Below are 18,472 nucleotides of genomic sequence, written 5' to 3' on the forward strand. Positions count from 1 at the left end.
TATCGGTTGGTTAACATTTCCGACACTACGTCACAGAAAGGAGAAGCCATGGCTCAAGATAAATTCGATGTGGACGGCATGACGTGCGCCGCATGCCAAGCGCACGTGGACCGTGCCGTGAGCAAACTCGACGGCGTCCAAAGCGTCGCGGTCAACCTGCTCGCCGGTTCCATGATGGTCGACTACGACCCCGCGCAGGTCTCCCCCGACGACATCTGCACCGCCGTCGACCGCGCAGGCTACTCGGCCTCACCCGTCGACGCGGGCACTGTCGGCACAGGCGGCAGCGCGCAGGCCAGGTCTGGCGCCGCCCATATGGAGTCGCCGACCAAAAAGCTGGAGGCCGCCGCCTCCGCCATGCGCACCCGCCTCATCGTCTCGATCGTCTTCCTCATCCCGCTGTTCTATATAGGCATGGGGCACATGCTCGGCTGGCCGCTGCCCGGCGTCTTCACCGACCACACCCACAGCATGACGCTTGCCCTCACCGAGCTCGTCCTGCTCATCCCCATCGTCTACGTCAACGACGCGTACTTTATCAACGGGTTTAAATCGCTCGCGCACGGCGCGCCCACCATGGACGCCCTCATCGCCGTCGGCGCCACCGCGTCCATCGCCTGGTCGCTCTACGCCATGTTCATCATGGCCGACCAACTAGCCGCAGGACAGGTCCACGAGGCCATGATGACAGCCATGGACAACCTGTATTTTGAGAGTGCGGGCACGATCCTGTCGCTCGTCACCGTAGGCAAATATCTCGAGACACGCAGCAAATCCAAGACCGGCGGCGCCATCGAGGCGCTCATCGACTTGGCACCCAAGACTGCGACCGTCGTTGCCGACGACGGCACCGAAACCACCGTCGACGTCGACAGTATCCTTCCCGGCCAGGTCCTGCGCGTGCGCCCTGGAGAGTCCATCCCCGTTGACGGCGTGGTGCTCGAGGGCAGCTCGGCCGTGGACGAGAGTGCGCTCACCGGCGAGTCTATCCCCGTGGAAAAGACCGCCGGTGCCACCGTCAACGCGGCCACGGTCAACCGCACGGGCTCGTTTACCTTCCGCGCCACGCGTGTGGGCGCCGACACGTCGCTCGCCAAGATTATCCAGCTCGTCGAGGACGCCAACGCCACCAAGGCGCCCATCGCCCGCATGGCCGACAAGGTCGCCGGCGTGTTCGTGCCCGTGGTGTTTGTAATCTCTGCCGTAACTTTTGTGGCGTGGATGGTGCTGACCGGAAGCATCAACGAAGCGCTTACCTCCGCCGTGGCTGTGCTGGTGATCAGTTGTCCGTGCGCGCTGGGCCTGGCCACGCCCGTCGCCATTATGGTTGGCACCGGCAAGGGCGCCGAGATGGGCATTCTGTTTAAGAGCGCCGAGGCGCTGGAGAACCTGCGCAGCGTGGGCACCGTGGTGCTCGATAAGACGGGCACCGTCACCCGCGGCAAGCCGGCTGTAACCGACATTGAGGTGGCCACGCGCACCGACGGCTCGCCCGCCATGAGCGAAAAGGCGCTGCTCAAGCTGGCCGCCGCGCTGGAGCGCTCGAGCGAGCACCCGCTGGCCGAGGCGATTATGGCCGAGTGCGAGGCGCGCGGAATTGTCGCGCGCATGGTCGAGGACTTTGCCGCCGTGCCCGGACGAGGCGTTACGGCACGCGAGGGGCAGAATGTCATCGCAGCCGGCAACGTGCGCCTGATGGACGAGTTGGGCGTTACCGTGCCCGCGGGTCTTGCCGAGCAGTTTGCCGCCGAGGGCAAGACACCGCTGTTCTTTGCCAAGAACGGCGAGCTTGTCGGTATCATCGCCGTGGCTGACGAGGTCAAAGAAACGAGCGCCGAGGCCATCGCTGCGCTCCGCAAGCTCGGCGTCGACGTGCGCATGCTCACCGGCGACAACCGCGTGACGGCCGAGGCCATCGCCCGCCGCGTGGGGCTGAGCAGCGAGCAGGTCATCGCCGACGTCCTCCCCGCCGACAAGGAGCGCCATGTGCGCGAGCTGCAGGACGCGGGCGGCAAGGTCGCCATGGTGGGCGACGGCATCAACGACTCCCCCGCCCTGGCGCGCGCCGACGTGGGCCTTGCGATCGGCACCGGCGCCGACATCGCCAAGGAGGGCGCCGACGTGGTACTCATGCGCAGCAATCTCATGGACGTCGCCCGTGCCATCGAGCTGTCACGTGCCACAATCCGCAACATCAAGCAGGACCTGTTCTGGGCGCTGTTCTACAACGGCATCGGCATTCCGCTGGCGGCGGGCGCGTTCTCCCCCCTCACCGGTTGGCAGCTCTCGCCGATGTTCGGCGCCGCGGCCATGAGCCTGTCGAGCGTGTGCGTCGTAAGCAATGCTCTGCGCCTACGAACCTTTAAGCCTAAAGTGGCAAAATAGGCTCACCATTACGTCCATTTAGAACGGGTTTTCCAGGTGCCAGAGATTGACCTGAAAGAGGAGCGACGCGCACTTTGGTACGCGAGCGACGGCTTGAAGGTCAAGGTCGGGTACCTGGGAAAGCCGACACAACAGAGAGGAATACCCATGCGATACACAATCAAGACTTCCGGCCTCATGTGCGGCCACTGCGACGCCACCGTCGAGACGGCGTTGCTCAACGTGGCCGGCGTGACCGACGCCGACGCGGATCACGAGACTCAGACCGTCCAGGTGGAGTGCGCCGACACCGTGACCGCCGAGCAGCTCGCCGCCGCTGTCGAGGGCGCCGGCGAGAAGTTCCACGCCCTGTCCGTGACCGCCGCGTAGCAGCTACCAGAAGCATTCGACCCCATCGACCAGAAACGAGGACCCGCCATGATGGCAGACCATAAATCGGTGACCCGCATGCTCAAGACGGCACGCGGTCAGATCGACGGCATCCTGCGGATGGTCGAGGAGGACCGCTACTGCGTCGATATTTCCACGCAGCTCATGGCAACGCAGGCGCTCATTGCGCGCATCAACGCCGACGTGCTCAAGGCGCATATCGAGGGCTGCGTGACTTCGGCAATCGAATCGGGCGACGAAGACCTCAAAGCCGCCAAGCTCGCCGAGATCGAACGCGTCGTCGACAAGCTCTCCAAGTAATTGGGGCATTGGGGACAGACTGCTTTGCACCATCTTGGTGTATCGGGGATAGGTACGTTTGCACCACCTTGGTGCAGATTAACCTGTCCCCCTTGCTCTAAATCGGGTATAAAGGCGAGCAGCATATCGAACGAAAGGCAATTTGCATGAATGACTTTATGAAGGGTCGCAATGGTGCCGATGAACTCACCATCGTTATGGGCTTTGCGGGCATCGTCATCGCGATGATCGGTTCGATGGCTCGTATCCAGTGGCTCAGTTGGATCGCCATCGCCGTGATCGTGATTGGCGTGCTGCGCGGCCTGTCCAAAAACATCGACGCACGTCGCAAGGAAAACGCGGCCTTTGTCGCCGCGACCGCGAACGTCCCCGGCTTGGGCAAGTTCGTCGCCAGCTTGGGCGGTGGAACTGCAGCGGCCAGCACCTCGCGCGCAGCTGGAACGAGCAAGGAAGACTTTGAGCGTGCCAAGCGCACGGCCAAGAAGATGTGGAAGGGTCGCAAGACCACGGCATACCTCAAGTGCCCCAACTGCGGCCAGATGCTCTCCGTCCCCAAGGGCAAGGGCAAGATCCGCGTCACCTGCCCCAAGTGCCACGCTAAGATGGAAACCCGCTCCTAGCGCCCGCACGCGGGACAAATTAATCAGGTTTGTTTGTCCCAAATCTTAAGTATTTGTTCGATAAAAAAGCCGAGGCCTCGTGTTGAGACCTCGGCTTTTTACATGCGGCAACGGAGCTACACCTTTGTCACACCTATGCCACACCGTCGCGGGCGAGCTCCTCGGCCAGCGCCTCGGCCGGCATGGCCATAATCGCGTCGAGCTCGGCGTCCACCTCGGGAATACGCTTTACCTTGAGCTTGCGTACCAGATCACCGCGACACATCACATGTATCGGCTCACGCAGAGCGCACAGGTCATCGAGCGGATTCTTGCGCGTCACCAGGATATCGGCGGCCTTGCCGCACTCGATCGCACCGGTCTCGCCGCCCAGCCCCAGGAGCTCGGCATTGACCTGCGTAGCCGTATGCAGCGCAAAGGCGTTGCTCACGCCGACATACTTGGCAAAATAGGCCACCTCACGCCACATGTCGTACTGTGTCACGAACGGGCAGCTCGAATCTGTGCCAAGGCCCACCTTAACGCCAGCTTCCAGCGCCGCACGAGCACTCTCGATAATGCCCGAGCACACGATGTCGCCGTTCTTCTTTTGCGTGTCAGTCGAATGGGTCTTCCCCGGATCGAGCAACACAAACGGCAGCGCCGGGCTGATCGTGCAGATAACGCTGGGCGCACGTCCCTCGAGCTGCGTGCCCGCGGCGCCACGGTACAGCTCCAGGATCTCGGGCGTCATCGGGGCACCGTGCTCGATCGTGTCGACCCCGGCCTCAAGCGCGGCCTTCACGCCCTCGGTGCTCTCGACATGAGCCATAACCGGCAGGCCCACCTCGTGCGCCGCCTTGCACGCCGCCGCGGCAACCTCCACCGGCATACGCAGCACGCCCGGCTCGCCCACCTCGGTCGCATCGAACACACCGCCCGTTACGAACAGCTTAATGACGTCGGCGCCGCGCGCATACAGGTCTCGCACCTGCTCGACTGCCTCAACGGGGCTGTTGGCCACCTGGGCGAACAAGCCCGCGCCATGGCCGCCCGGCACCGTGACGCCCGTTCCCGGCGCTACCAGGCGCGGACCCTGATACTTGCCGGCATCGATAGCATCGCGCACGGCAATGTCGGCAAACAACGGGTCGCCCGCGCCGCGCACCGTGGTCACGCCGCTTGCCAGCTGCTGCTGGGCGCTGCCTTTGAGGATGTGGCGAACGATGGCGCGGCCCACGGGATTGTCGAGCTTCTTCATCAGCGCGCCCGCATCACCCGCCGAGACCGGCTTGCCCGAACCGCACAGATGCACGTGCATATTGATGAGGCCCGGCATGAGATACGCACCACCCAGGTCGATAACCTCGGCGCCCGCGGGCGCCTGCGCCACAGCACTCGGCCCCATCCAGGTGATGATGCCGCGCTCAACAGTAACGGCCATATCGGGCTGCGGCTCCATATGCTCCGAACCATCCAGAATGGTCGCATTGATAAACAACGTGGAACGATCGGCAGATGCCATATCGAGCTCCTCCCTCACGATTAACTTGAACATTTGTCCATTATCACCTAGTCCCGCTGGATTGCTGCAGACGCATCGGTTAACGGAAGGAAGAGGGGATGTGGGGAGACGGAACACGTTGCAGTCCCACCCCAGCGACACCAGGGAAATGTCTCGATCTGTAACAGGTACAGGGTTATTAGGCCCCTTGTTGTTACAGATCGAGACATTCGGTCGACGTTTCACCGGCTTGTCTCGATCTGTAACAATTACGAGCTCAAACAGCCTCTAAACGTTACAGATCGAGACAAAACCTCTCAGCGCCCATACCACTGGCATCTCCACTCCTCAGCCAATTCAACCTGCCGAGGAATACCCGCCAGCCTCATTTTCTCGACCAGCTTCCCCGGGTCTTTGAGTTCGTTAAACGTAAACCGAAGCACCTTATGCCCGAGCATTGTCAGATGAGATTCCCGCTGACGCTCTGCCACGAATGGGTCAACCGACTCCCGACCCTCGCCGCTCTGCAAGGTGTACTTCCCCTTTCCGTCGAGCTCGCCGATGACACACGTCCCGTCCTCGAGCCGCCAAAAATAGTCGACGCGAAACACCTGGCTCGGATCGAGCGGGTCGCGAAACTCCACCTGCAGCTCCGGAACCGGAAAGCCGTACGCAATAAAGAATGCTCGGAACCGAGACTCGCCGCCGTTTTCAGACAGCCCGTCCGCATACGACGCAATCACCTGTGCCCTGCGATACCCTCGCCTGCCCTCGCAATCGGCGCGGAGGCGCTCGCACAAATCCCCACGTGATACGCCTTTCGCCCGCAGTGCAGAATCGGCAATCGCCAACCCGTAGGAGAACGGCGCACGCAGTAGGCAATCCTCCACCGTGCGCCAAAACGACGTCACCCGCACGCCATCAACATGCTCGAGTGCGCCCGCCATCTGCGGACGCAACAACCTGCACCCGCCGCTCAACGTCACCGAACAACCCGTCTTAACAAGAAAACGCGACCCAAGCAGATCATTCGGCACCTCCAGACCCCACAAAAGCGCCGCGTCATAGCCCCAAAACGCCCAATCGGGATGAAACTCTGCAAGCCCTTTGATGGTACGCAGCGTTCGCTCCGCCGGCGTCAGTACACCCCAATCATGTTGAAAGCAGAACAAATACGGCTCGGGTTCCGCGATATCGTCGGTTCCAACATGACGCCGCAGCCACATGAGCTCGGCATTGTCATGCGTTGCGAGCAGCGCACCTTGCTCGGTCGCCTCCGTGAGTCGCGCGAGCATCCTATTCCGCGCCAACGTGTTGCGAGTCGTATGTTTGTGTTTGAGAACGGTATTAGGCACTTCCATCACCACCACATCGGACAAATGGACCATCGTCACCGTTGCCTCCGCCGATAAATGTCTTGATCTGTAACAGGAAGACAGTCTTTGAGCCTCTAGTTGTTACAGAACAAGATCTTTCGGCAGCCGCCAACCTTCCGTCTCAATCTGTAACAGGTAGGTCGAATTTGGGTCTGTAGATGTTACAGATTGAGACATTCCCCCAACCAGGTGCCAAACGTCTCGTTCTGTAACAGTTAGACGTTCTCCAGCCCCCCAAACGTTACAGATTTAGACAAACCAGCGGCGCCCAAGCATTCGTCTCGTTCTGTAACAGGTAGACCGGTTTTTTGTCCCCAAACGTTACAGATCGAGACAAAAAGGCAAAAGGCAGGGCAGGCGACAACTACCCATCCCCTACTCCCACTCCTGCTCGTAGATGTTGAGCGACTTTACGTACCGCCCCTGGGCACCCATGATGTCGCGGACCAGACGCAAGAAGAAGCTGATGCACGAGGTGTCAAAGCCATCCTGCAGGTCCTCGGGATGCACCGCGCCCGGTCCATCGACCGCCGTGTCACTCAGGCGCGCGATGTCATACAGATAGAGCTGTCCCGCCGCCAGCCAGACATCGTCGACGCAGGCGAGGCGCACCGCAATCGCGCCGTCGCTCCAATGCTCCTTTTGCACGATATGCGGGTTGTAGACATCAAAGCGATGATCGGTGCGCGTGTCCTTCAGCACGACCATGCCGGACGCAGGATCCTTGTCCAAAATGCCAAAGCGCGAGAAATACTGCGTGTCGCGTACCTGCTCGAGCCGCTTGAGCGAGGCAGGCGAAAGCGATGCCGGCGGCTCGTCAACATATAGCTCGAGCAGCGTTTTGCCATGGCGATAGGGGCGCTCGAAGAGCAGCCAATCGGTAAATGCCATGTTGTAGGCCATGCTTTCGTTTTGCGAAGGCTCGGTGCAATAGCTGAGCCACGGGTCGACAATGACCTCGAACTGTTCGCGCGCCGGCTCCAGGAATTGAAACTTCCGCAGCATCCAAAAATGGGCCATGTCGGCAATATCGTTGCCGACGGCTTCGGCTAGCTGCGCTCGGTCTAAAGCGTGGTCAGTCATGGCATCCTCCTCAAACTGATGGACCTCAATTTGAGCTTACGAGGAGGGTGGGCAGCCACGGCCAGCGCGGGCAAAATAGGCCTCCGGCTGCAAACCAAATGCTGACCAAACACTTGACGAAAAGCTTGACCGAAAATGCGCGCCGCAACAAAACCGCAGGTAAACATAGACGGCCAACCCGCCTTTTTGAGCCAGATGCCCGCAGCCGCCACAGAAACAACAGGTGACCACAGCCCAAGAAGTCGACAAATGAACACCCGCACATCGACAAACGAGCAAATTGCTCGCAAAGAGTGTCCCCAACGACTAGACAAAAAAGGCTAGTCATTGGGGACGTTCTTAAATGACTACTTTACAGCTCCAGCGCCTCGGCGACTTCGGCAGCGCAGGCCAGGGCATCGGCCATGGCACTCACCACGAGCGAGCTGCCGTTGCGGGCATCACCGGCAACATACACCGGCGCGGCATCCGCGGCGACGCCGTCGACACGCGCCGCAAGATGCGAGCCCTCGGCGGCCATCACAGGCAGCGGACGACCAGCAGTGGCAACGGGCACGCCAACGGCGTCGAACACACCGTGCTCCGGACCCGTAAAGCCGCAGGCGATGAGCACCAGCTGCGTCGGCACCTCGTGCTCGGAGCCCGCGATGCGCTCGGGCTTTCCCGCCGACCAGTCCAGATCGACCACGCGCAGGCCCGCGGCAGCGCCCTTCTTATCCAGCAGCACCTCGAGCGTATCCACGCCCCAAGCGCGCATCTCGCCGCCCATGGCAGCGATGGCCTCCTGCTGGCCGTAGTCGGTCTTCTTAACGTTTGGCCACTGCGGCCAGGGGTTGCTCGCCGCGCGCGCATCAGGCGCCGCCGGCAAGAACTCAAACTGGCGCACGCTGCGCGCGCCCTGACGCACCGCGGTACCCACGCAGTCGTTGCCGGTATCGCCGCCGCCAACGACCACAACGTCCAGGCCGCGCGCGTTCACCGCGGGCTCGCCGCCATCGAGCACCGAGATGGTCGAAGCCGTCAGGTAGTCCACGGCATACACCACGCCGGGCGCATCGATGTTCGCAGCAGAAAGCCCACGCGGGGCGCGGGCGCCGGCAGCCACCACGACGGCGTCAAAGCCATCGAGCTTGGCCGCCACCGCAGGGTTCGTAACGTCAGCGCCCAGCTCAAAGACGATACCCAGCTCGCGCATAAGTGCCACGCGACGCTCGACCACGGACTTCTCGAGCTTCATGTTGGGAATGCCGTACATGAGCAGGCCGCCCGGGCGGTCGTCACGCTCAAACACCGTCACGCGGGCACCGCGACGCGCAAGCTCCCATGCTGCCACCAGGCCAGCCGGGCCGGAACCCACCACGGCAACCGTGGGCGCGCCCTCCCCTGCCGGCTCAAAGCGGCGCGGACCGCCATTTGCCCACTCATGGTCGCTGATCGCGCGCTCGTTGTCGTGAATCGTCGTGGGCTGGCCGTCGACCGAGCCCAGGTTACACGCGGCCTCGCACAGCGCCGGGCACACGCGGCTCGTGAACTCGGGCATAGGCGAGGTGAGTGACAGACGCTCGGCAGCCTCGTCCCAGCGGCCGCGATACACTAGCTCGTTCCACTCGGGAATCAGATTGTGCAGCGGGCAGCCACTCGGACGCGCCTTGCCAAAGCTCGCGCCCATCTGGCAAAACGCCACACCACACATCATGCAGCGGCTCGCCTGGGCACGGCGCGCATCGTCGTCGAGCTCCACGTACAGCGGATCGAAATCGCGGCTGCGCTCCTCCACGGGGCGCAGCTCGTGGGTCACGCGATCGATATCAAGAAAAGCACCGGGCTTACCCATGGCACTTACGCCTCCTTTTTGGTCGAAGCAACAGAGCTGGCGGTGGTGGGCGCAGCGCCAGCGACACCACCCGCCACATCAAAGCGAGCGACATCGGCGGCGTCGGCGCGACCGGTCACAATGTCAAACGCCAGCTCCTCGGCCTGCGCATGCGTCTTACCGATGGCCTCGGCGGCGGCGACAATCGCCAACACGCGCTCGTACTCGGTCGGAATGACCTTCACAAAGTGCTTGCTCATCGAGTCGAAGCTGTAGAGCAGCTTAATGCCGCGCGGGCTCTGCGTCGCGTCCACGTGCTCCTGGATGAGCTCGCGAATCTGCGCCAGCTCGCCGGCCGTCGGGGCCTTGAGCTCCACGCTCTCGTGGTTCACGCGAGCACTGAGCGTGCCGTACTGATCAAAGACATAGGCCACGCCGCCTGTCATGCCGGCGGCAAAATTCTGCCCGACTTCGCCCAAGATGAGCGCCAGACCTCCCGTCATGTACTCGCAGCCATGGTTGCCGCAGCCCTCGACCACCACCGTGGCACCGGAGTTGCGTACGCCAAAGCGCTGGCCGGCCAGGCCGTTAATGAAGCCGCGACCGCTCGTGGCGCCAAAGAACGCAACGTTGCCCACGATGATGTTCTCGTCGAACTTGTAGGTCGCATGCGGGTTGGGGCGCACCGACACCTCGCCGCCCGAAAGGCCCTTGCCAAAGTAGTCGTTGGCGTCGCCGCACACGTTGAGCGTAATGCCGCGCGGCAGGAAAGCGCCAAAGCTCTGACCGGCCGAACCATCGCAATCGATGGTGATGGAGCCGGCGGGCAGGCCCTCGGGATGCGCCTTGGTCACCGCGTTGCCCAAGATGGTGCCCACGCAACGGTTGACGTTGGCGATGTCGGCGCGGAAGCGAATCGGGCGCAGGTGCGCACGGGCATCGGCCGTATAGGGCACAAACAACGTGGAGTCGAGCGTCTTGTCGAGCTCGCTGTCCGCAGCCATCTGGGGCAGGAAGTGACGGCCGTCGGCGCCCGGGATATGGGCACCAAACTCACAGGTCGCGCTTGCCAGCACGGGCGACAGAACGAGCAGGTTGGCCTTGCGGTTGCCCGGGACCTCGATCTGGCGCAGGCACTCGGGATGGCCGATCATCTCGTCGACGGTGCGGAAGCCCAGGCTCGCCATGACCTCGCGCAGCTGCTCGGCAACAAAGAGCATAAAGTGCTCGACGTGCTCTGGCTTGCCGCGGAAGCCGCGACGCAGGCGGCAGTTTTGCGTAGCGATGCCGGCCGGGCAGGTATCCTGCTGGCAGTCGCGCTGCATGAGGCAGCCCATAGAGATGAGCGGCATGGTCGCAAAGCCAAACTCCTCGGCACCCAGCAGGCAGGCGACGGCGACATCGGTGCCGTCCATGAGCTTGCCGTCGGCTTCGAGTACCACGCGCGAGCGCAGGCCGTTTTGCAGCAGCGTCTGCTGGGCCTCGGCAAGACCGAGCTCCAGCGGCAGACCGGCGTGCCAGATCGAATCGCGCGCCGCGGCACCCGAGCCGCCATTGTGGCCGCTGATCAAAATCTTGTCGGCAGCGCCCTTGGCCACGCCGGTGGCGATGGTGCCGACGCCGGCCTCGCTGACCAGCTTGACCGACACGCGCGCGCCGGGGTTGGCGTTCTTAAGATCGAAGATCAGCTCTGCCAAGTCCTCGATGGAGTAGATGTCGTGGTGCGGCGGAGGCGAAATCAGGCCGATGCCGGGCGTGGACTGACGGACCTCGGCAATCCAGGGGTAGACCTTCTTGCCGGGCAGGTGACCGCCCTCACCGGGCTTGGCGCCCTGGGCCATCTTGATCTGAATCTCGAAGGCGCTGCAAAGATAGCGGCTCGTCACGCCAAAGCGCGCGCTTGCCACCTGCTTGATGGCGGAATTCTTGGAGTCACCGTTGGCCAGCGGGGTCTCGCGACGCGGATCCTCGCCGCCCTCGCCCGAGTTGGAACGACCGTGCAGGCGGTTCATGGCGATGGCCATGCACTCGTGTGCCTCTTTGCTGATGGAACCGTACGACATGGCGCCGGTGTTAAAGCGACGGACGATGTTGAGCGCGGGCTCCACCTCGTCGAGCGAAACCGGCGTGCGACCGTTGGCATTAAAGTCCAGCAGGTCACGCAGGCGCACGGCACGGCCGGTGCGGTGCAGGCGGGCGCTGTACTCCTTAAAGGTGTCGTAGCTGTCCTCGCGGCAGGCGGTCTGCAGCAGGTAGACGGTCTGCGGGTCGATAAGGTGATCCTCGCCGCCGAGCGGGCGCCACTTGGTCAGACCCAGCGTGGGCAGCTGATCGGGAGCCGGGCTCTTAAGGATAGCGAGCGCGGCGTCGTAGCGCTCATTCTGCTCGCGCTCGACGTCCTCGACACCCATACCGCCCACACGGCTCACCGTGCCGGCGAAGTACGCGTTGACGAACTCCGGCGTAAAGCCCACGGCCTCGAAGATCTGCGCCGAATGGTAGCTCTGCACCGTGGAGATGCCCATCTTGGACATGATGGAAACGATGCCGGCGGTCGCAGCCTTGTTGTAGTTGGCGATGCCCTGCTCGGCCGTCACGTCCAGGTCGCTGCGTGCCGCCAGATCGCGGATGCACGCATGTGCGTTGTACGGATAGATGCCGCTCGCGGAGTAGCCCACCAGTGCCGCAAAGTCGTGCGGAGACACGGCGTCGCCGCACTCCACCACGATGTCGGCAAAGGTACGCACGCCGGCGCGGATCAGGTGGTTGTGCACGCAGCCCACGGCGAGCAGCGACGGCACGGGCACCTCACCCGCAGCGGCGCGATCGCTCAACACCACGATGTTCACGCCGTCGCGGACCGCAGCCTCAATATCCTCTGCAAGCTGCTTGAGCGCAGCCTGCAGCGCGCCCTCGCCGGCGTCGCGGCGGTAGACGGCACGGAAACGGCGGGTCTTAAAGCCCACGCGGTCGATGGCGCAGATACGCTCGAACTCCTCCTCGCTCAGCAGCGGACGCTCCAAGCGCACCAGCTGGCAGGCCGTGCGGGAATCCTCGAGCAGGTTGCCGTGGTTGCCCAGGTAGAGCGTGGTCGAAGTCACCATGTGCTCGCGCAGGGCATCGATCGGCGGGTTCGTGACCTGGGCGAACAGCTGATAGAAGTAGTCGAAGAACGAACGCGTCTTCTTGGACAGGCAGGCCAGCGGCGCATCGATGCCCATCGAGGCGAGCGGGGCCTTGCCCTGCTGGGCCATGGGACGCACGACCTCGTCAACATCATCCCAGTGATACCCGAGCTTGGCCATGCGCACGGCGGCGGGCACCTCGGTATCCTCGGCGGGCGTGGGCGCGACGGGCTTGTCGAGCGCGTCGACGGTCAGCGTCTCCTCGGCGATCCAGTCGCGATAGGGCTTTTCCTTGGCGTAACGGGCGCGCAGCTCGTCGTTGTAGATGACGCGGCCGCGGGCAAAATCGACCTCGAGCATCTGGCCCGGTCCCAGACAGCCGCTCGTCAGGATGTTCTCGGGGCTCACCTCGATGGTGCCCACCTCGCTTGCCAGCATAAAACGACCGTCGCGCGTCACATAGTAGCGAGCCGGGCGCAGGCCGTTGCGGTCGAGAGCGGCACCCAGGGTACGGCCGTCGGTAAAGGCGATGGCGGCCGGGCCGTCCCAGGGCTCCATGAGCATGGACTGGTAGGCGTCGTAGGCGCGGCGCTCCTCGCTCAGGCTGTCGTTGTGGTCCCACGGCTCGGGCAGCAGCATGGACGCGGCACGCGTAAGCGGGCGACCGTTCATGACCAGGAACTCGAGCACGTTGTCCAGAATCGCGGAGTCGGAACCCTCGCGGTTGATGATGGGCATCACGCGCTCAAGATCATGCTGCAGCACGGGGCTATACAGGTTGGGTTCGCGGGCGCGAATCCAGTTGACGTTGCCCTTGAGGGTGTTGATCTCGCCGTTGTGGATGATAAAGCGGTTGGGGTGCGCGCGCTCCCAGCTGGGCGTGGTGTTGGTGGAGTAGCGCGAGTGAACGAGCGCCACGGCCGTCTTGACGGCGGCGTCGTTGAGGTCGATGAAGAAGCGGCGCATCTGCGTGGCGACCAGCATGCCCTTGTACACGATGGTGCGCGAGCTCATGGAGCACACGTAGAAGATCTTGTCGCGCAGGGCGAACTCGGCGTCGGCCTTTTTCTCGATGGTGCGGCGACACACGTACAGGCGGCGCTCGAAGGCATCGCCGGCAGGCGTGTCGTCCGGACGGCCCAGGAAGGCCTGCAGGATGGTGGGCATGCAGGCGCGGGCCGTCTCGCCCAGGTCGTGCGGGTCGACCGGCACCTCGCGCCAAAAGAGCAGCGGCACGCCGGCCTCGGCGCAGCCCTCCTCAAACACGCGACGGGCATCCTCTACGCCCTTGTCGTCCTGTGGGAAGAACAGCATGGCCACGCCATAGTCGCCCTCTGCCGGCAGAATCTGGCCGCACTTTTGGGCCTCTTTGCGGAAAAAATGATGCGGAACCTGGAACAGGATGCCAGCGCCGTCGCCGGTGTTCTTCTCGAGTCCGGTGCCGCCGCGGTGCTCCAAGTTGACCAGAATGGACAGTGCGTCGTCCAGAATCTGGTGATGGCGCTCGCCGTTGATATCGGCAAGCGCGCCGATGCCACATGCATCGTGGTCGAATTCGGGGCGATAAAGGCCCTGCTGCTGAGCGGAATCTGCCTGCATCGCGATCCTCCCCTAGGTGTTAGACAGTCAGTTGACTAGGCATACTAGGAGCATCGCCGGCCCGTTGTGTTTCCCGCCCGTTTCGAAACAATCGCGTAACGCGCGCCTTACGAGTGGACACCGCCGACCTCAAGGACGACGACAAGGGCCCCAAGTTCGGCCCGTATGCTCACCGCTTCAAACATCTCAATCCGTAACAGGAAGACCCAATTTTGGCGCCTAGATGTTACAGATTGAGATTTTCTGCAGGACGGTTTTGGTTTGTCTCAATCTGTAACACGAAGGGCCGGTTTTTGCAGCCAACTGTTACAGATCGAGATTTTCCATAGGACCATTTCTTCCTGTCTCGATCTGTAACACCTGGGTCCAATTTCCATCCCTAGTTGTTACAGATCAAGACATTTCGGCAACTCCTTTCCCCATCCTATTCAAATACAACAATTTTGTTAGTCTCGGTTAACCTTTAAGCCTAAAACGGGTACCCTTTACGGCGTCAAACAAACGGCACGCAGGAGTGCACCATGCTCAACCATCTCAAACAACACTTTGGTTCCCGGCGCACCGGTGGTCACGGAGGCCTAGACATTGCGCGGCATATCGGCCCCGGGTTGCTCGTCACCGTCGGCTTTATCGACCCGGGCAACTGGGCCTCCAATATGGCCGCGGGCTCGCAGTTTGGCTACGCGCTGCTGTGGATCGTCACGCTGTCCACGATCATGCTCATCGTGCTGCAGCACAACGCGGCGCACTTGGGCATCGCCACGGGCACCTGTCTTGCCGAGGCCACGACACGCTACCTCCCCCGCATCGTGGGACGCGCGGTACTCGCCAGCGCCTATCTCGCGACCATCGCCACCGCCATGGCCGAAGTCCTGGGCGGTGCGATCGCGCTTCAAATGCTCTTTGGCCTGCCCGTACGCGCCGGCTGCGTCATCGTCGCGGCGGCATCGATGGCGATGCTCATGACGAGCTCCTACAAGCGTGCCGAACGCTGGATCATCGCCTTCGTCGGCGTGGTAGGACTCTCGTTTTTGGCTGAGCTTACGCTAGTCAAGGTCGACTGGCCGCAAGCCGCCGCAAGCTGGATCACGCCCAGTATGCCCACTGGCTCTGCCGCGATTATCGTGAGTGTCCTGGGTGCGGTCGTTATGCCCCACAACCTCTTTCTACACTCCGAGGTCATCCAATCCATGCACTTCGAAGGCCAAGGCGAGCAAGTTATCGAGGAACGTCTGCGCTACGAGCTCTTCGACACGCTCTTTTCGATGGGCGTGGGCTGGGCAATCAACTCGGCCATGGTCATCCTGGCCGCAACGACCTTCTTTGCGCACAGCATTGTCGTAGACGACCTCGCCGTCGCAGCGGCCACGCTCTCCCCCATCTTGGGCCCGGCGAGCTCGACCATCTTTGCGGTAGCGCTGCTGTTCGCGGGACTATCGAGCAGCGTGACAGCGGGCATGGCGGCGGGAACCATCACCGCGGGCATGTTCGACGAGGAATACGACATCCACGACCGACATTCCTCGATCGGGGTAGCGGCCTGTTTCGCCGGCGCAGTGGCGGCGTGTCTGGTCATCCCAAATCCTTTTGAAGGTCTCATCTGGAGTCAGGCACTGCTGTCGCTTCAACTGCCGATTACGGTCTTTGTGCTCATACGGCTCACCAGCTCAGCCCGCGTTATGGGCAAATACGCCAACTCGCGCCCGCTCAACGCGCTGCTCGTAGGGATCGGCGTCATCGTGACGATTCTCGACATCGTGCTGCTAACGGGGATGTAATTGGGATGGCGTAGCTGTCCAGATATAACGTCTCAATCTGTAACACGTAAGGCCGTTTTAAACCGTCAGATTAATCAAAAGGATCCCGGCCGATAATTCGACCGGGACCCTTGGACAGAGCTATGTGTTGCTGCAAGTCGTGTGTCTACGAGCTACTCCTCGACAAGCTCAAACTCATCGGGGCCGACGCCGCACACCGGACACACGTAATCCTCGGGCAGCTCGGGCGTGTCGACCTCAACCTCGTAACCGCAAACGGTGCACACGAACTTATACGTCTTCTTCTCCTCAGCCATGATGTTCTCCTCTCGAACGTGACTGCTGGTGTACTTACTTATTAGTATATATTCTCAATAATATAATGCAAGTATTTTTAGAACATTTCTAGCCTTGATACGACGAGGCTTTGGGCGGCGTCTTGCCCTTTAGCACCTTGTGATAGTAGTCGTACGTTAGCGGCGTCTCGTCGCTCAGGCGCTCGGCATCCTCGACTTCGCCAATAAACAGCAGATGCGTGCCCACATCCACAGTGTCGATCAAACGGCAGCTAAACAGGGCCGCCGCGTGCTCGGGCACATAGGGCATGCCCAGAGCCGTCTCGCGGGTCTCGTACTTGGCAAACTTGTCATAATCGCTGCTGGTGCGGAACCCAAAGTTACCGATGTAGAGCATGTCGGCGGTCTGATCGATCACGGTCAGCGCGAACGCTTTGGCCGATGCGATGACGCCCGAGGTGACATTGTCCTTGTTCACGGCAACCGAAATACGCGGCGGCATGGACGTCACCTGCACCGCTGTGTTGATAACGCAGCCGGCACGCAGCCCGTCGGCCGCGGCACTCACCACATACAGGCCACTCGGCATCGTAAAGAACGCAGTTTTGTCCATAACGACCACTCCCCTAGCTCGGGTTGGAACCTCATGAATGTATGTACCCACAAAAAAGGCGGCACCCATAACGGACGCCGCCTTTGAGACATATGTGTCAGAACAGTAAGAAAGATGAGACGCCCGCAGTTGCGGTGAAATAGGGACTGAATAGCCCCTCAAACAGGCAAAACAGTCCGTATTCCACCGCAACTTATGAAGGACGGTCAGCGGTTGCGTTCCTTGAGGGCGCGGTCGATCTCGCGTTGGACATCACGCTTGGCCATGTCCTCGCGCTTGTCGTAGAGCTTCTTGCCGCGACCCAGGCCCAGCAGCAGTTTTACGCGACCGTCGGTATTAAAGTAGAGCTCCAACGGAACCAGCGCATAACCACGGTTGCGAAGTTTGCCGTCAAGAAAGTCAATCTCCTTGCGGTGCAGCAGCAGACGGCGCCGACGGTCGGGATCGCGATTCCACACGCCACCATGGCTATAAGGGTGGATATGCAGGCCGACGAGCCAGCACTCACCACCACGAATCAATGCAAAGGTATCGGTGATCTGGCAGGCGCGCTCGCGAATCGACTTGACCTCGGTGCCGCTCAGCTCAATACCGCACTCAAACGTCTCATCGATAAAGTACTCGTGATGTGCCAAGCGATTCTTGGAAATGAGCTTGCGCTCGCGCTTACTGGGCATCGCCGACCTCCTTGGCGCCATCGGCGTTTGAGCCCGCGGCGTCGCGCTTTGCCTTGCGCTCAGCATTGAGCTCGGCGTCGCTCTCGCGCACCAGTTTGATAATCGCCGCGCAGGCCTCCTCGCCTACCAAGTCGCGAGCACGCACCGTCAGGCGCGTCGCCTCCTGCTTGTCGCCGTCGCTTGCAGCATCGGTCGCGCACATGATCAGGCAGATGGCGATCTCGGCCGAAGGCGAGGTCGGCACGCCCTGCAGGGCGAGCTCACCCATCGCATGGTCGTCACTCTCGTCCGCGGCATCCGGATAGGTGGTATGGATCTTGTTGAGCAGGCGCGTCGTATGCGCATCATTGGGCGCCAGGCGCAGCGCCAGACGCGCGCAGCCCACGGCAGCCGAAATGTTCTCGGTCTCGGGCTCCAAGAAGTACTGACCCAAATTGGTGTAGGCGCGTGCGGCGCACTTACCGTCGCTCGCGCGCTCCAGCACCGAGAACGAGAGCGATGCCCACTCCTGCTTGTCCTCGAGCGCGCGGAACAGCTCGGCCAAGTCCAAGCGATAGTTGCAGTTCATGGGATCCCAACGCACGGCCTGCATCAGGGCATTCCGAGCACTCACATAATCCTGCTGGCGAATGTAGGCAAACGCCATGTCGGAGTACAGGCGGTCAAAGGGAACCTCGACCTGCACCAGCTCGCGCGGATCCTTCTCCACGCGGCGATAGGCCAGGCGCTCAAACTTGCTGTCGAAGCTAAAGTACTGGCGCTTCTCCTCCGTCTTGCACTCAGCATCGATATACTCCTCGGCGAGCTCCACCAAGCGCTCCAGCAGCGGCGTCGCCGTAGCCAGGTCGCCCTGCGCCAGATAGTTCTCGGCATACGTGATGTCTTCCAAGCTGATAGGCAGGTCCATGACAACTCCTCGGTCCGGGCGGCAGACTCAACGCGCGCCTTAAATATC

Annotated in this window: 14 protein-coding genes; 5 read left to right on the forward strand and 9 right to left on the reverse strand. The window is 62.0% G+C overall.

All coding sequences use genetic code 11. The features are described from left to right. Positions 1-48: 48 nt before the first annotated feature. The 4 genes from OIL88_08370 to OIL88_08385 all read left to right on the forward strand — a co-directional run bounded on the left by OIL88_08370 (position 49) and on the right by OIL88_08385 (position 3,695). Positions 49-2,385 carry a heavy metal translocating P-type ATPase gene (locus OIL88_08370; GenBank protein HJI72373.1) on the forward strand — a complete coding sequence of 779 codons (2,337 nt, stop codon included), beginning with the start codon at positions 49-51 and terminating at the stop codon, positions 2,383-2,385. A 147-nt stretch (positions 2,386-2,532) separates the two neighbouring features. Next, entirely contained in the window at positions 2,533-2,754 is a 222-nt protein-coding gene (locus OIL88_08375; GenBank protein ID HJI72374.1) for a heavy-metal-associated domain-containing protein, read from the forward strand. A gap of 51 nt (positions 2,755-2,805) precedes the next feature. Beyond that, positions 2,806-3,075 carry a metal-sensing transcriptional repressor gene (locus tag OIL88_08380; protein HJI72375.1) on the forward strand — a complete coding sequence of 90 codons (270 nt, stop codon included), beginning with the start codon at positions 2,806-2,808 and terminating at the stop codon, positions 3,073-3,075. Between the two features lie 146 nt (positions 3,076-3,221). Next, positions 3,222-3,695 (forward strand): hypothetical protein, encoded by a 474-nt coding sequence (locus tag OIL88_08385; protein ID HJI72376.1) that lies wholly within the window; start codon positions 3,222-3,224, stop codon positions 3,693-3,695. 133 nt (positions 3,696-3,828) lie between these two features. Here OIL88_08385 and OIL88_08390 read toward each other — a convergent pair whose 3' ends face one another. The 5 genes from OIL88_08390 to gltB form a co-directional block, all read right to left on the reverse strand. Continuing rightward, positions 3,829-5,199, reverse strand: a complete 1,371-nt coding sequence (locus OIL88_08390; protein HJI72377.1) for an amidohydrolase family protein — start codon at positions 5,197-5,199, stop codon at positions 3,829-3,831. 296 nt (positions 5,200-5,495) lie between these two features. Beyond that, the gene (locus tag OIL88_08395; protein HJI72378.1) at positions 5,496-6,572 is read right to left on the reverse strand and encodes a hypothetical protein; all 1,077 of its coding nucleotides are present in this window, start codon (positions 6,570-6,572) and stop codon (positions 5,496-5,498) included. Between the two features lie 357 nt (positions 6,573-6,929). Continuing rightward, positions 6,930-7,637, reverse strand: a complete 708-nt coding sequence (locus OIL88_08400; protein ID HJI72379.1) for a hypothetical protein — start codon at positions 7,635-7,637, stop codon at positions 6,930-6,932. Between the two features lie 352 nt (positions 7,638-7,989). Continuing rightward, the gene (locus tag OIL88_08405) at positions 7,990-9,471 is read right to left on the reverse strand and encodes a glutamate synthase subunit beta (GenBank protein HJI72380.1); all 1,482 of its coding nucleotides are present in this window, start codon (positions 9,469-9,471) and stop codon (positions 7,990-7,992) included. 5 nt (positions 9,472-9,476) lie between these two features. After that, positions 9,477-14,174, reverse strand: coding sequence for a glutamate synthase large subunit (gltB, locus tag OIL88_08410; protein ID HJI72381.1), 4,698 nt, complete (start codon positions 14,172-14,174; stop codon positions 9,477-9,479). Between the two features lie 521 nt (positions 14,175-14,695). Between gltB and OIL88_08415 the strand changes: the two genes are divergently transcribed. Next, positions 14,696-15,952 carry an Nramp family divalent metal transporter gene (locus tag OIL88_08415; GenBank protein ID HJI72382.1) on the forward strand — a complete coding sequence of 419 codons (1,257 nt, stop codon included), beginning with the start codon at positions 14,696-14,698 and terminating at the stop codon, positions 15,950-15,952. 152 nt (positions 15,953-16,104) lie between these two features. Here the strand turns inward: OIL88_08415 and OIL88_08420 are convergent, their stop codons facing one another. From OIL88_08420 to OIL88_08435, 4 genes are all read right to left on the reverse strand, one after another. Beyond that, positions 16,105-16,248 carry a rubredoxin gene (locus OIL88_08420; protein HJI72383.1) on the reverse strand — a complete coding sequence of 48 codons (144 nt, stop codon included), beginning with the start codon at positions 16,246-16,248 and terminating at the stop codon, positions 16,105-16,107. Positions 16,249-16,336: 88 nt separating this feature from the next. Further along, entirely contained in the window at positions 16,337-16,840 is a 504-nt protein-coding gene (locus OIL88_08425) for a flavin reductase family protein (protein HJI72384.1), read from the reverse strand. Between the two features lie 206 nt (positions 16,841-17,046). After that, positions 17,047-17,517: an SsrA-binding protein SmpB gene (gene smpB, locus OIL88_08430; GenBank protein HJI72385.1), complete on the reverse strand. Its 471-nt coding sequence runs from the start codon at positions 17,515-17,517 to the stop codon at positions 17,047-17,049. Next, the gene (locus OIL88_08435) at positions 17,507-18,424 is read right to left on the reverse strand and encodes a hypothetical protein (protein ID HJI72386.1); all 918 of its coding nucleotides are present in this window, start codon (positions 18,422-18,424) and stop codon (positions 17,507-17,509) included. The genes smpB and OIL88_08435 overlap by 11 nt, the downstream gene beginning before the upstream one ends. Between the last annotated feature and the right edge of the window lie 48 nt (positions 18,425-18,472).

The organism is Coriobacteriaceae bacterium (assembly GCA_025992855.1).
Classification (GTDB): Bacteria; Actinomycetota; Coriobacteriia; order Coriobacteriales; family Coriobacteriaceae; genus Collinsella.

Coding starts and splice junctions, on each gene's coding strand:
- OIL88_08370 (HJI72373.1), top strand. CDS start 49: ATGGCTCAAGATAAATTCGATGTGGACGGCATGACGTGCGCCGCATGC.
- OIL88_08375 (HJI72374.1), top strand. CDS start 2,533: ATGCGATACACAATCAAGACTTCCGGCCTCATGTGCGGCCACTGCGAC.
- OIL88_08380 (HJI72375.1), top strand. CDS start 2,806: ATGGCAGACCATAAATCGGTGACCCGCATGCTCAAGACGGCACGCGGT.
- OIL88_08385 (HJI72376.1), top strand. CDS start 3,222: ATGAATGACTTTATGAAGGGTCGCAATGGTGCCGATGAACTCACCATC.
- OIL88_08390 (HJI72377.1), bottom strand. CDS start 5,199: ATGGCATCTGCCGATCGTTCCACGTTGTTTATCAATGCGACCATTCTG.
- OIL88_08400 (HJI72379.1), bottom strand. CDS start 7,637: ATGACTGACCACGCTTTAGACCGAGCGCAGCTAGCCGAAGCCGTCGGC.
- OIL88_08405 (HJI72380.1), bottom strand. CDS start 9,471: ATGGGTAAGCCCGGTGCTTTTCTTGATATCGATCGCGTGACCCACGAG.
- gltB (HJI72381.1), bottom strand. CDS start 14,174: ATGCAGGCAGATTCCGCTCAGCAGCAGGGCCTTTATCGCCCCGAATTC.
- OIL88_08415 (HJI72382.1), top strand. CDS start 14,696: ATGCTCAACCATCTCAAACAACACTTTGGTTCCCGGCGCACCGGTGGT.
- OIL88_08420 (HJI72383.1), bottom strand. CDS start 16,248: ATGGCTGAGGAGAAGAAGACGTATAAGTTCGTGTGCACCGTTTGCGGT.
- OIL88_08425 (HJI72384.1), bottom strand. CDS start 16,840: ATGGACAAAACTGCGTTCTTTACGATGCCGAGTGGCCTGTATGTGGTG.
- smpB (HJI72385.1), bottom strand. CDS start 17,517: ATGCCCAGTAAGCGCGAGCGCAAGCTCATTTCCAAGAATCGCTTGGCA.
- OIL88_08435 (HJI72386.1), bottom strand. CDS start 18,424: ATGGACCTGCCTATCAGCTTGGAAGACATCACGTATGCCGAGAACTAT.